The sequence below is a fragment of the Chloroflexota bacterium genome, assembly GCA_020850535.1.
Classification (GTDB): domain Bacteria; phylum Chloroflexota; class UBA6077; order UBA6077; family JACCZL01; genus JADZEM01.
Genome location: JADZEM010000176.1, coordinates 1 through 13014 on the forward strand (window position 1 = coordinate 1; position 13014 = coordinate 13014).

General features: G+C 67.8%; 10 protein-coding genes. 7 read left to right on the forward strand and 3 right to left on the reverse strand.

The window, feature by feature from the left end; translation table 11 throughout:
* Positions 1–238 precede the first annotated feature (238 nt).
* The 3 genes from IT306_25230 to IT306_25240 all read left to right on the forward strand — a co-directional run bounded on the left by IT306_25230 (position 239) and on the right by IT306_25240 (position 4977).
* Positions 239–1582, forward strand: coding sequence for a M20/M25/M40 family metallo-hydrolase (locus IT306_25230; GenBank protein ID MCC7371746.1), 1344 nt, complete (start codon positions 239–241; stop codon positions 1580–1582).
* A gap of 73 nt (positions 1583–1655) precedes the next feature.
* Positions 1656–2240: a hypothetical protein gene (locus IT306_25235; protein MCC7371747.1), complete on the forward strand. Its 585-nt coding sequence runs from the start codon at positions 1656–1658 to the stop codon at positions 2238–2240.
* Between the two features lie 286 nt (positions 2241–2526).
* Positions 2527–4977 (forward strand): nitrate- and nitrite sensing domain-containing protein, encoded by a 2451-nt coding sequence (locus IT306_25240; protein ID MCC7371748.1) that lies wholly within the window; start codon positions 2527–2529, stop codon positions 4975–4977.
* 51 nt (positions 4978–5028) lie between these two features.
* Here the strand turns inward: IT306_25240 and IT306_25245 are convergent, their stop codons facing one another.
* From IT306_25245 to IT306_25255, 3 genes are all read right to left on the reverse strand, one after another.
* Entirely contained in the window at positions 5029–5262 is a 234-nt protein-coding gene (locus IT306_25245) for a hypothetical protein (protein ID MCC7371749.1), read from the reverse strand.
* A 570-nt stretch (positions 5263–5832) separates the two neighbouring features.
* Positions 5833–7290: a phosphotransferase gene (locus tag IT306_25250; protein ID MCC7371750.1), complete on the reverse strand. Its 1458-nt coding sequence runs from the start codon at positions 7288–7290 to the stop codon at positions 5833–5835.
* A gap of 139 nt (positions 7291–7429) precedes the next feature.
* Positions 7430–7924, reverse strand: coding sequence for a GNAT family N-acetyltransferase (locus IT306_25255; GenBank protein MCC7371751.1), 495 nt, complete (start codon positions 7922–7924; stop codon positions 7430–7432).
* 125 nt (positions 7925–8049) lie between these two features.
* Between IT306_25255 and IT306_25260 the strand changes: the two genes are divergently transcribed.
* The 4 genes from IT306_25260 to IT306_25275 all read left to right on the forward strand — a co-directional run bounded on the left by IT306_25260 (position 8050) and on the right by IT306_25275 (position 13004).
* Positions 8050–9921 carry an ABC transporter ATP-binding protein gene (locus tag IT306_25260; GenBank protein MCC7371752.1) on the forward strand — a complete coding sequence of 624 codons (1872 nt, stop codon included), beginning with the start codon at positions 8050–8052 and terminating at the stop codon, positions 9919–9921.
* Complete coding sequence (locus tag IT306_25265; protein ID MCC7371753.1) at positions 9918–11723, forward strand: ABC transporter ATP-binding protein; 1806 nt, start codon at positions 9918–9920, stop codon at positions 11721–11723. Before IT306_25260 ends, IT306_25265 begins: the two co-directional genes overlap by 4 nt.
* A gap of 557 nt (positions 11724–12280) precedes the next feature.
* Entirely contained in the window at positions 12281–12589 is a 309-nt protein-coding gene (locus tag IT306_25270) for a hypothetical protein (GenBank protein ID MCC7371754.1), read from the forward strand.
* A gap of 76 nt (positions 12590–12665) precedes the next feature.
* Positions 12666–13004, forward strand: a complete 339-nt coding sequence (locus IT306_25275) for a phosphotransferase (GenBank protein ID MCC7371755.1) — start codon at positions 12666–12668, stop codon at positions 13002–13004.
* Positions 13005–13014: the final 10 nt, after the last annotated feature.

The window sequence follows — 13014 nt, forward strand, 5'->3', positions numbered from 1 at the left end:
GTCGCTGCGCGACGCTCCAAGCTCGCCAGCCCCAGCCGTTCCCTGCGTCCGTCGCGCAGCGACGGTGTGACTGTAGGCGGGGACTTCAGTCCCCGACCGACCGTTCCATGATGCTTCGGGTACACCAATGAACATACAATCGCCCTGCCCCTCTCCCCTGTTCTCTGTTCCCCATCCCTGTTGCCTGTCACCGCTTCCTGTACCCTATGCCCAGCATCCCCGCCCGTGAGGCTCGCCGATGACCGACCAGACCGACAGGCCGACTGCCGCCGCCCCTGCGCCGGCCCCGCATCCGCTGCTCGCCCGTGTGGACTGGGCGGCGGCCAGCCGCGAGGCCGCCGATCTCCTCTCGGCCTATGTCCGCATCGACAGCTCGCACCCGCTCGGGCGCACCATCGAAACGGCGGACTTCCTGGAGGGGATCCTGCGTGGGGAGGGCATCGAGACCCGCCGCTACCAGACGCCGGACCCGAACAAGGTCAACGTTGCGGCCTGGCTGCGCGCCGAGAATCCGGTCGGCAAGGCGATTGCCCTCTCCAACCACATGGATGTGGTGCAGGCAGTCGCGTCGGATTGGACGTTCGATCCGTTCTCGGGGACCATCGCCGACGGCTACGTCTATGGGCGCGGCGCCCTCGACATGAAGGGCATGGGCATCATGGAGCTGGTGTCCGTGCTGCTCCTGAAGCGGCTCGGCGCGCCGCTCCAGCGTGACGTGCTCCTGATGATGACCTCGGACGAGGAGATCGGCAGCACGCTGGGCGCACAGATCCTGGTCGAGCAGCACTACGACGACTTCGACCCGGCCTTTGTGCTGGATGAGGGCGGCTCGGGGATGCGTGGCTTCTTCAGCCAGGGGGATGTCTTCGCCGTCTCGGTGGGGGAGAAGCGCATCATCTGGATGAAGATGGTGGCCCGCGCCGAGCCTGGGCACGCCTCGCAGCCCTGGGATGAGGCCGCCACCCACCGGCTGGTGATGGCGGCCAGCCGCATCCTGGACCGCCTGCCGGACGAGCGCGCGGCCGGGGCCGTGGCCGAGATGATCGAACGGCTCGGCGGCGAGCGCGCCCGCGAGGAGATCCGCCAGTACCGCGCGACGCGCCCCCTGCTCCGCGACACGATCAGCCTGACGATGTTCTCGGGCGGCTACAAGATCAACATCCTGCCGGAGCGCGCCGAGCTGAGCCTGGACTGCCGGCTGCTGCCCGAGACGGACGAGTACGAGTTCATCCGCCAGCTTGAGCAGGTGGTAGACGACCCGGGCATCACCTTCGAGGTGGGCTGGCCAAACGTCAAGCCGGTCCTGGCGCCCTGGGAGGCGGACAGCCCGTTCGCGGCCATCGAGGCGGCCTGCAGGGCGCACGCACCGCATGCGGTCGTGACGCCATCGTTGTTTGTGGCGGGCACGGACGGGCGGTTCTTTCGCCAGCGTGGGGTGCCGTCCTACGGGCTGGTGCCGTGTATCTTCACGGCGGACGACCTGAAGGGGTACCACGGCATCGACGAGCGGCTCTCGCTGGACAACCTGACGCTTGGCACGAAGATCATCCTCGACCTGACCGCCCGCCTCGCCGTCGGCTGACAGCCCCGGTACGATCGCGCGTCGTTGGTGTGGAGGACATCCTCGGTGTGGAGGACATCCTCCTCACCGTGGCATGAACGAGCGCGGCCTCGCCGTCACCGCCAACTACCTGACCTGCGACGGCTGGCGGATCGGCTTCCCGCGCTACCTGCTCTCGCGGGTGGCCCTGGCTCAGGAGACCGTTGACGAAGCGATCGCGGCCATCCGCGCCATCCCCAGAGCATCGTCGCGCAACCTGCTGCTGCTGGACGCCAGCGGCGCGGCGGCCGACCTGGAGCTGACCCCCACCCGCGATGCGCGCCTCGATCCGGTCGATGGGCTGCTGGCGCATGCGAACCACTATGTCTCGCCCGATCTGCTCGCTGAGGAGCGGGCCGGCGAGTACGTCCACAACTCGCAGACGCGGATGGGCCGCCTCCGAGAGCTTGCCGCCGAGCGGCGCGGCACGCTGGACGTCCCCACGGCCCAGCAGATCCTGCAAGATCGCACCTGCTACCCGGACACGCTCTGCCGCGAGCCAGCCGACAGCCCCGGCCGGGACGTGATGACGTTCGCCTCGCTGGTGGCCGTCCCCTCGCGCCGCGAGCTGCATGTCGCCGTTGGCCCGCCCAACCAGCACGCCTACCAGCGACACACGTTCAGCGCAGGAACCGCGTAGGGCCGTCGTCACCGCGGGCCGTCGTCACCGCGGGCCGTCGTCACCGCGGGCCGTCGTCGCCGCGGGCCGTCGTCGCCGCGGGCTGTCTTCGTTGCCCCCAACACGCTGGCCACCCGCCACGGCGGGTGGTTCTGCGCCTCACATCTTTCCCGGTTCTTTCCCCAGGGGACTGCGCTCTTTTCGTCATGCTGTCGATGATCTCTGTGAGAGGGTAGAGCGACAGGGCGTGTTGAGCGCCGGTGAGAAGACGAGGAACGACGTGATGCGGACGATCGACCAGCTACCCATGCGCGCAAAACTCGCGCTCCTGCTGCTCGCGCCGATGGTCGGACTGACCATCGTGCTGGGCATGATCCTCTGGGAGCACTGGCAGGAGGTGCGCGGCCTCAGCGCTGTCCAGGAGCTGGCACAGCTCAACAGCCGCGTGTCGCTGGTCGTCCACGAGATCCAGAAGGAGCGTGGACGCACCGGGCTGGTCTACGGCAAGGCGGACGACAAACTCGTGCGCGAGCTTGCTGACCAGCGCAAGCAGAGTGACGCGCGACTCGCCGATCTGATGGCCTTCATCACCGGCCTCGACCGCACCGCCTACGGAACCGCCCTGAGCGAGCGCGTCACCGCCCTCGAACGGCGCACCGCGACGCTCGCCGCACACCGGACCGCCATCGACAGCCGCGCCATTCCCGTCAAGGATGCGCTGGCGGGGTATACGGTGCTGATCCGCGAGGCGCTGGACGTGAGCAGCGCCATCGCGTCGGTCAGCGACCATGCCCAGGTCGCCCGGCTGGTCACCGCGAGCGTCGCGTACTCCCAGGTCAAGGAGAATACCGGCGTCGAGCGGGCGCTCCTCAGCAACGCGTTCGGGGCCGGCCGCTTCGGGCCGGGCCAGTTCGAGCAGCTGGCCGGGCTGCGGGCCGCCCAGGCGAGCTTCCAGAACACCTTCCAGTCGCTGGCGAGTGACGAGGCATCGGCGTTCGTGAAGCGCACGATACAGGGGCCGGCCGTGGACGCCGTGGCGCGGATGGAGCAGACCGCCATCGAGCACGCCACCGCCGACGACCTGGGTGGCGTCGATTCGACCATCTGGTTTGACCAGATGACCGCCAAGATCGACCTGATGAAGCAGGTCGAAGATCGGCTGGCCGCCGACGTCATCGCGCTGTCGGGTGAGCTGCGCGCAGAGGCACTGGCGATGCTGCTTCAGTTGAGCATCCTCGGCCTCGTGACGCTCGCTCTCTCCGTCGCCGCCTCCCTGATGGTGACACGCAGCGCCGTACGCCCGCTGCAGCAGCTCGAAGCCGCTGCGACGGCGCTCTCGGAGGGTGACCTGCGCGTGCACCTCGACACGAATCGCGGGGATGAGGCCGGCCGCCTCGCGCGTGCCTTCCAGCAGCTTGTCGAGTATATGCAGACGATGGCTCGCGAGGCGGATGCGCTGGCCGCCAACGACATCTCGCGCACCGTGCAGCCGCGCTCCGAGCACGATGTGCTGGGGCTGGCGTTCCAGACGATGGTGACCAGCCTTCGAACGATGGTCGGTGAGGTGCGACAGGCGGCGTTTGTCCTGGCCGAAACGTCAGAGCAGCTTGGTGAGGTGGCCGGGCAGACCGGGCAGGCCGTCCAGCAGGTGACCCTCGCCATCCAGAGCATCGCCGATGGCTCGATGCAGACCAGTGAGTCGGCCGCGGCGTCCCACGAGGCCGTTGCCGATCTCGGACGCTCCATCGAGCATGTTGCCGAGGGCGCATCCGTCCAGGCGCGACAGGTGCAGTCCGCCTCCGACACGACGACCCACATGGCCGCGGGGATTGCCCAGGTGGCCGGCAGCGCGCAGCGTGTTTCCCAGGCGTCCCTGCAGACGCGGACCTCGGCGGAGCACGGCGCACGGGCCGTCCGCGATGCCGCCGCCGGGATGCAGGAGATTCGGAGCGTCGTCGGGCAGGCGTCCACCAAGGTCGCCGAGCTTGGGCGGCTCGGCGCGAGCATCGGCGCGGTGGTCGAGACCATCGACGACATCGCCGAGCAGACGAACCTGCTGGCGCTCAACGCGGCCATTGAGGCGGCCCGCGCTGGCGAGCACGGTCGAGGCTTCGCGGTGGTCGCCGACGAGGTCCGCAAGCTGGCGGAGCGCTCGCAGCGGGAGACGCGGGCCATTACGGACCTGATCCGCACGGTGCAGGTTGGCACCACCGACGCCGTGGAGGCGATGGCGCAGGGCGCGCACGCCGTCGAAGACGGCGCAGCGCAGGCCGAAGAGGCTGGCCGCGCACTGAACGCGATCCTGGAAGCGGCGACGGCCACCGTCACGCAAGTCGAGCAGATCGCCACGGCGGCCCAGGAGCTCTCTAGTGGCGCGCACGAGGTCGTGGACGCCATGCGGGACATCCGGGCGGTGGCGGACGCGAGCGCCGGCGCGACGGAGGAGATGGCGGCCCGGGCCGGTCAGGTCACGGTGGCGGTGGAGAGCATCGCGTCGGTGGCCGAGTCCAGCTCCCTGGCGACGCAGGAAGTGACGGCATCGGCTGAGGAAATGACCGCCCAGGCTGAGGAGCTGTCGGCGCAGGCCGACGAGCTGTCCGAGACGGCCGGCCGGCTGCGCGATCTGGTGGCCCGGTTCCGGCTCGATGGCGAGGCGGCCGGGCCGTCCATGGCCACGAGCGTCACGCCCCGCCGCCGCGCGAGCGACTGGTCGCCGGCCACGGTCAAGTCCACGGAACACGGGGGGCGCGCCGTCTAGGCCGCGCTGCTGCCCTGGTGATCACGCACCTGCTGGAGGCCCTCTCCGTCATCATCGCGGAAGTGAAGCACGCTCCGGACTCGCCTGCTGACAGAGTGTCACCAATGCAGCTCCTTCGGCGACCGCTCCACCGACACCACCATCACGCCACACGAGCGCGAGATCGTCTGCCATGCTCAGGTCGTTGACTGCGAGCAACTCGTTGACAGCCGTCAGCGCCTCCTGCTCGGTATCGAAGTCGGCCAGGAGGTTTCGTGAGCGGAAGTCCCAAAGTTCGTAGTGCATGCGATCAGCGTATCCGTTCGACAAGACTCACTGACACCACGTGCGCCAACAGCTTTTCAGCAGTTTCCCAAACCGTACAGTGATTGGGGTCGCGCCCCCATCGCTCAAAGCAAGTGTCATGGGGTACCCGCACCGTGGCGATGAACTGCCCGAGGTGGGGCATCGCATTCGCCGCCGCCACCGCTGCTTCATATGTCGGGACAACGGAACCGAAATGTAGGCTCCGGATGACGGGTGATCGTACCCTCATCATTGCGGTGATCCTGCCACTGACCCAGCGCCCGAAGACCCCCTTGAGCAACCTGAGACGAGATACGGCCAACGTGGTTCTGACGCCGCGAGCGAAGCGCAAACTGAGGCCACGGCGTGCCCTCTCGCTTTGCTCGAATCCACTGGGCAGCCGCGCGTCTTGACAGTGTCCATACTCCCTCCTCGTCCAAGCGAAACCCTGGGCGCAGCAGCCATGGCTCCTGGGGGTCCGAGACCACGCCATCACAATTCTGCCGTCCGCAGAGGATTTCTTCAAATCCGTCACGGTTTGTTCGGCGTCGCGCCGGGAGGGCCCCGAGCCTACAGTGACAGCACGTACGAAAGGCGTATGCGCTGATCGAGCAATCGCCTGAGGCTAATCGTGGGCAGATCCTTTCGTTCCCAGTTGACGATGCTCTGGCCGTCGGCGATCTGCTCGTTGAGGAGGTGCCAGTAGGTGAGCGCGTACGCGAGCGGCTGGAGCGCGGCAGCAAGCTCGAATATCGTGACGAGGTCCGACATTGGAGCGATTCGCTCCCAGGACTTCAGATACGCTCCGCGCAGCCGCGCGTACACCTGACGATCGTCGCGCACCCAACGATCGCCCCAACGGGCGGAGACCATGAATCGCACGACACTGAAGAACGGGTGAGATAGCGCGGATTCACACCAGTCGGTGAAGATCGGCGAATCGCCTACCACTGCCACGTTGTCGGGGATGAAGTCGCCGTGCACCAGGCTGGACGGCACGGCGACTGCTGCCAGAAGCTCACATGCGGCCTTGAGATCGGGCACCAGAGCTTCGAGGGCGTGGATCTCATCCGGAGAAAGGCTGTGGATCTGCTCGGTCAGTTCGCCAGTTACATCGCCGATCAGCGTCGTAATCTGTATTGCCATCGTCTCGGGTCGCAGGTCGATGCACCCGGCGGCCAACAGCTCTGTCGCGCGCCCAATGTAGGCGACCTGGATTCGGCCGAGCTCCTCCAGGGCATGCTCCCACCTCACGATGTCGACGATCTGACCCAACGGGGTGCCAGCATGGTCGCGGGTCAGATGCCAGCGGCGGTTCGTATCGCTGGCCAGCAGCTCGGGCACATGCGAGGGAAACTCGGTCGCCAGCAGCGCCAGGAGGGAGAGTTCGCGGTCATACATGGCGGGCAGCGCCTTGAAGTAGGCCGCACCAGACGCCGTCGGAATGCGCATGAGGTAACGGCCGACCTTTGTCCCAAGCTGTTCAGCCGCACCACGTGGCGCAAGGCCGCGATGCTGTAACTGTTCGGCACTCCAGCTCACTGCTTCCTCGAACCAACCAGGTCGTTGCCAGGGCGGCCGTCGATGCGCCGCGCGATCAGTCACGGCCTCGGCCTCGTCAAACCATGCCAGCACGGAGGCACGCGGCAGCTCAGGCGGAAGGGCGATGCGATTGAACTCCTCACGGCTCACCCACCGCGTTCCCTGCCGGGGAGACCATTCTGGGCTACGGTTCTCCAGCACGATCACTGTGCGACGATCTCCGGTCGACGGATCCCTCTCGTCGTAGAGATCGGCATGGAGCACGCTGACCGCGAGACCGAGGCGACGCAGTACCGCCTGCTGCATTGCCGCTGGCCAGAACGGATCGTCCAGTTCGCGCGCCGTATGCCCGAGCCGGGCCGGATGTGCCCAGCCCGGCAGAGTCCAGGCGCCGGCCTGCTCCACCAACAGCAATCGTGCCGCCCCGCTGTAGCTGCCGACGTGGGGCACGATGAAATGGTCATGGAAGCAAGGTGCTGGCGCCACTCGCTCTCCCGAAGTCATCGTCTTGTAGGGGTGATTCAATTCGGGCGTGATGGGAGTATCCGGAACCCTCGCTAGCCTATCCAGTCGGCCTGCGAAAGATGTCTCGGAGGCCCACTTGGTGCGAGTGAGAGACCGGCGGCTACGCCTCCAGCGTCATGATCACGAGCTCGTGCGTCTCGTTGGCAAGGCTTGTCTCGAAGCGGTCCGCGACCTCAAAGCCGGCCCAGTGGCACATGCGGATGGCCCGCTGGTTGAACGCGGCGATGGTGACCCGATACGCCTTGGGATGGAGCTGCTGGCGGGCGAAATCGAGGACGGACCGGAGAAACGCGATGCCCAATCCCTTCCCCGTCAGATCGGGCCGTAGCCCACCTCCAACATCGAGTGCGTCCTCGGTTTGGTAGTCGCCGCCGGCGACCCGGGCATCGGCCCCGAAGCAGCAAAAGCCCAGGAGCTCTCCATCCGCGTCCAGCACCGCGAAGTAGGCGTTGCTCGGGTCCAGCATGCCTTGCACGTCGTCAGGGCGTGAATCGTAGATGGCGTACGGTCCGCCATAGCTCCATTCGAGAATCTGGCGTAGATCCTGCTCGTGGAGTGGCCGAAATACCAGCGAGGCCTCGAATCGTCGCCGCATGCCCTCAATCATAGGCCGGCTGATTGCTTGAGGTGAACATCAGGAGGCCGGCATACATTCGGCCCGTCGACAGGGAGTAGACTTATCTCACGACTGCCCGTTGCCTCAATGTCAGAGGAGGGGCTTTGATCGACGCGACCTTCAGGCGCTTGCGTTCATGGATCGTCGATTCGCCGCGCTGGCTGCTCGTGTGCAGTCTTCGGTCCATCAGCCTCCCACTCACGATGCTCACCGCCGTCTGCGTTCTGCTCAACGTCGCCTTGCCGACGGCGTTCGCGCTGCTCTCCGGCCACCTGATCAACACCCTGCCGGACGCGATCGAGCAGGGGCCGGGCTCGCCGGCCGGCCAGCAGATGCTGGTGGCGGTAGTAGCGCTCGGGTTGACCTTCCTCTTCATCCAGATCGTGATCTCGGTCCGGACGACGGCCGCGAACGCTCTCGGCCGGCGCTTCATGGGCGAGCACACCCGGCGGGTCATGGTGGCGACGCTGGCCCCGCCTGGCCTGGCCCACCTCGAAGACCCGGCCTACCTCGATCAGGTGTCTCGGGCGCTCGCCACCAACCGCCATGATTCGCAACTGGCCGTGATGGGCCTGGCTGCGCAGGCGGTGACAAAGCTGCAGGGTATCGTCGGGCTGGCGATCGTCGCCTACTTCCAGTGGTGGCTGGCCGTCCCGTTGCTGCTGGCGATGCTCCACAGCGCGCGTCACTTCGGGCCGGTCCGTCGCGGGCTGGTCAACATGCGGATGGGCAAGGCCGATTCCCTCCGCCGCGCCAACTACCTGCTAAAGCTCACGCTGCGCCCGGAGGCGGCCAAGGAGATCCGCGTTTTCGGGCTTGCCGACTGGCTGGTCGATCGGTTCCAGCACACCTGGATGACGGCGATGGCCGAGTTGTGGTTGGCCCGCTCGTCGCTCTGGAGGACGGCGGCCTGGGCCGGCCTACCGGTCGTGATCGCCCAGGTCGTCGGCCTGTCCGCGATCGGGTGGGCGACCCTGAATGGCACCGTCGACCTGGGCTCGCTGGTGGTGTACGTTCGGGCGTTGCTGCTGGCGCAGCAACTCTCGGCCCTCTCTGACGCCGATGCCATGATCGACCACGGCACGTCCGGCCTGCCGGCAACAGCCGACCTCGAACGGATCGCCGCCGACGAGGAGCGGCGGGCAGGCCAGCACGCCCGTCCGGCCAAGGGTCTGCCGCAGCGCGAGATCCGCTTCGAGCGCGTCTCCTTCAGCTATCCCGGCGACCGCGCCCCCATCTTCTCCGACCTCGACCTCACGATCGCGGCCGGCCGGACCCTGGCGATCGTCGGCGAGAACGGGGCCGGCAAGACCACCCTGGTCAAGCTGCTGGCGCGCCTCTACGAGCCCACGGCCGGGCGGATCACCGCCGATGGCATCGACCTGACGGACCTGGACATCCGGTCCTGGCAGCGAACGGTGGCGGCCATCTTCCAGGACTACATGCGCTACGAGCTGCCGGCCACGGACAACGTCGGATTCGGGGCCGTCGAGCGGCGCGAGAATCGGGCGGCGCTGGTCGGAGCGGCGCAGCGGGCCAACGCCCTCGACCTGATCCAGGGGCTGCCCCACGGCTGGGACACGGCCCTGTCGCGCCGGTTCACCGATGGTACCGACCTCTCGGGGGGCCAGTGGCAGCGCATTGCGATGGCGCGCGCGCTCTTCGCGGCGGCTGGTGGGGCCGGCATCCTGGTGCTGGACGAGCCGACCGCCCAGCTCGACGTGCGGGCCGAGGCCGCCTTCTACGATCAGTTCTTCGACCTGACCCGTGGCCTCACCACGATCGTCATCTCCCACCGCTTCTCGACGGTGCGGCGGGCGGATCGGATCGTGGTGCTGGATGGCGGGCGCGTCGTGGAAGATGGTAGCCACACCGAGCTGCTGGCGGCGGGCGGGCGGTACGCCGAGATGTTCGAGCTCCAAGCGGCGCGCTTCGGCGAGCACGAGAGCAGCGACGCTCCGGCGGAGGTGCCATGACACAGCGTATCGTGGTGCCGCAGTCGATTCGGGCGCTCTGGCTGATCTCGGGTCTGGCGTTCCGCGCCGAGCCACGTGGTGCGACGGCCGCACTACTGGTGACGCTGGCCGAGAGCGTGAACGGGGCCTTCTTCGCGCTGGGGATGCGTTGGCTGGTCGACGGCGCCGCCCACCGCGACGCGGCCGGCGTGGTGCTCAGTCTGGTGCTGCTGGGCAGCAACTCGCTGGTCGCGAATCTGGCCGCGTTGCTGGGGTTCGCCTTGCGGAATGGCGTGCGTGAGCGCACCTCATTGGCGATCGAGCGGCAGTTGGCGTCGCTGACGGCCGGCATTCCGAGCCTCGACCACTTCGAGCGTCCGGAGTACCTCAAGCAGTTGGATCTCCTGCGCGAGGAGCGGGCCCGCCTGGGCTGGGTCCACCAGTCGGCGGTGGTCGTGCTGGGCTACGTGGTGACACTGGCCGGGACGCTGCTGTTGCTGGCCAGCGTCGACTGGGTCTTGTTGGCGCTGCCGCTGTTCGGCTTGCCCATCATCTACTTGAGCGGCCGGGCCCAGCGTCGGATGCACGCTGTCCAGGAGGAGCTGATCGAGCCGCGTCGCCTGGAGTGGCACCTGTACGACGTCGCGACGTCGGCCGCCGCCGGCAAGGAGGTCCGGGTCTTCGGCCTGCGCGACGAGATCATGCGAAGGCATCGGCAGCTTCGGCGGCTGCTCGACCACGGGCATGACGTCGCGCAGCTTCGTATGGCCGCCGAGACGATGCTGGGCTGGATCATCTTCGCGCTGGGCTTCGTGGGGGCCATCCTCTTCGTGGCGCTGCGCGCAAGTCGGGGCGAGGCGACGCTCGGCGACGTCGCCATGACGATCGCGCTGGCGAATCAGGTGCAGTCGCAGCTAGCCGGGCTGGTCGGCGAGACGACGCAGCTCTTATGGGTGCTGGACGCGTCGCGGCGCTACGTCTGGCTGGTGGAGTACGCGGCGGCCGTCGAGCGCCCGACCTCGGGCGCGCTGGTCGCCCCGCCCGACGCCCTGCGACGAGGCATCCGCCTGGATGGCGTCACCTTCCGCTACCCCGGCACCGAGCGCGAGGTACTGCGCGACGTCAGCCTCCAGATCCCGGCCGGCGCGACGGTCGCGATCGTGGGTGAGAATGGGGCCGGCAAGACGACGCTCGTGAAGCTGCTCACGCGCCTGTACGAGCCGACGGACGGGCGCATCCTGGCGGACGGCGTCGACCTGCGCCAGTTCGCCATCGCCGAGTGGCGGGCGCGCACGTCGGCCGGCTTCCAGGATTTCGCCCGTTTCGAGCTGCTGGCCCGCGAGAACGTCGGCGTAGGCGATCTCACCCGCCTGGCCGATCCGATCGCGGTGGGCGCGGCGCTCGACCGGGCGGAGGCATCGGGTGTGATCGCGACGCTGCCGTCCGGCCTGGAGACGCAGCTCGGGGCGAGCTTCGAGGATGGCGCCGAGTTGTCCGGCGGCCAGTGGCAGAAGCTGGCGCTCGGTCGTGCGATGATGCGGACGACGCCACTGTTGCTGGTCCTCGACGAGCCGACGGCCGCCCTGGACGCCCAGGCGGAGCACGCGCTGTTCGAGCGTTATGCTGGCGCCGCTCGAGAACAGGCGGCGAACGGCGCGATCACGGTCCTGGTGTCGCACCGGTTCTCGACGGTGCGGATGGCGGACTTGATCGTAGTGGTCGCCGATGGCCGCATCGCGGAAGTCGGCGGCCACGACGATCTCATGACCGCCGCTGGCCTCTACTCGGAGCTGTACGAGCTGCAAGCCAGGGCGTATCGATGAGGTCGTCCCCACGCTGGGAGCCGCGACGGTCAACGGATACTCGTCTTCCGCTTGACGATCCTGTCAAGGCCGGCCCATGTGCGTCGATCTGGCGACATTGGCGATCATCTTGCCATGGATCCTAGTCTGCTTCTCCGGGCGCCGCTTGCCCCAACGGCTGGGGCCCTGCGCACGGGAGAATTGCCGGTCTCTGCCTACTGGGACCAGATCCAAGCCAGAGTCGAGCGCGTCGATCCTCACCTGCACGCTTTCGTGCCGGAGCCTGGCAGATCGGATCGGATCCGGCGGGAGGTTATCTCACTGGAGCGGTGGACGAGCGATGCGTCCGCTCCCCCCACCGCTCTACGGCGTCGCGGTCGGCGTCAAGGATTGCTTCCGAGTTGACGGTCTTCCCACACGCGCCGGCTCAGAACTGCCGCCGGAGCTCTTCCGGGGGAGCGAAGCATCCGCGGTGTGCAGCCTAACGGGCGATCCAACGTGGCCAGGCGATCATCTACCAGGACGTAATGGGGTGTCGGGAGCATCGCCTGGCGTTCTGCTTTCGGGTCGAGACCCTGATGGACGAAACAGCCATCGACCTCTGGATCACCCCGGCGAGCGCTGGCCCTGCCCCGGCCGGTCTCGACGTCACCGGTTGGGGCGGCATGACGACGGCCTGGTCGTACGTCGGTATGCCCTGCGCCACCGTACCAGCCGATCCGGATCCATCGGGGCTCCCCCTCGGGATTCAGGGAGGAGCCCGCCCGGATCAGGACGAGCACCTGCTCGCCTGGATGAGCAAAATCGAGGCGGTGTTCTCGAACGGCATCGAAGGAGGGCGTGATGACCGGAGGTCGGTGGAAACAGACCGCGGCTCTACCCCATGAATCTGCTAGATGCCGGTGCGTCACTCGAACGGCAGCTCGCTACGGGCTCGCCGACGTCGGCCTAGAGCGGCTGCGCGTGCCCGTCAACGACGTCGCCGCGGTCACCGCCCGGCAGGGCAGGTTCGCGCTCAAGCTCTACAACACGCGGACGCGGACCGCCGCTGAGGTGCAGTGGGAGACTGACCTCATCAGGCACCTGCTGCGGCACGGCGTGCCCGTGGTCGCGCCGATCGACGAGCAGCTGGAGCGCATGCGCCGGCACCTCGTGCAGGCCGGCCGCTGGCCCGAGATGGTCGCCTTGGCCGAGCGTCTGAAGCAACGCATCGACGATCCGGCACTAGATCGTGGCGTCTGCCACATGGACCTGTCGCTGAGCAACATCCGTCGCAGCGGAGACAGGGCGATTGCATGTTGATGTCGTCGTG

Coding starts and splice junctions, on each gene's coding strand:
- IT306_25230 (MCC7371746.1), top strand. CDS start 239: ATGACCGACCAGACCGACAGGCCGACTGCCGCCGCCCCTGCGCCGGCC.
- IT306_25235 (MCC7371747.1), top strand. CDS start 1,656: ATGAACGAGCGCGGCCTCGCCGTCACCGCCAACTACCTGACCTGCGAC.
- IT306_25240 (MCC7371748.1), top strand. CDS start 2,527: ATGCGCGCAAAACTCGCGCTCCTGCTGCTCGCGCCGATGGTCGGACTG.
- IT306_25245 (MCC7371749.1), bottom strand. CDS start 5,262: ATGCACTACGAACTTTGGGACTTCCGCTCACGAAACCTCCTGGCCGAC.
- IT306_25255 (MCC7371751.1), bottom strand. CDS start 7,924: ATGCGGCGACGATTCGAGGCCTCGCTGGTATTTCGGCCACTCCACGAG.
- IT306_25265 (MCC7371753.1), top strand. CDS start 9,918: ATGACACAGCGTATCGTGGTGCCGCAGTCGATTCGGGCGCTCTGGCTG.
- IT306_25270 (MCC7371754.1), top strand. CDS start 12,281: ATGGACGAAACAGCCATCGACCTCTGGATCACCCCGGCGAGCGCTGGC.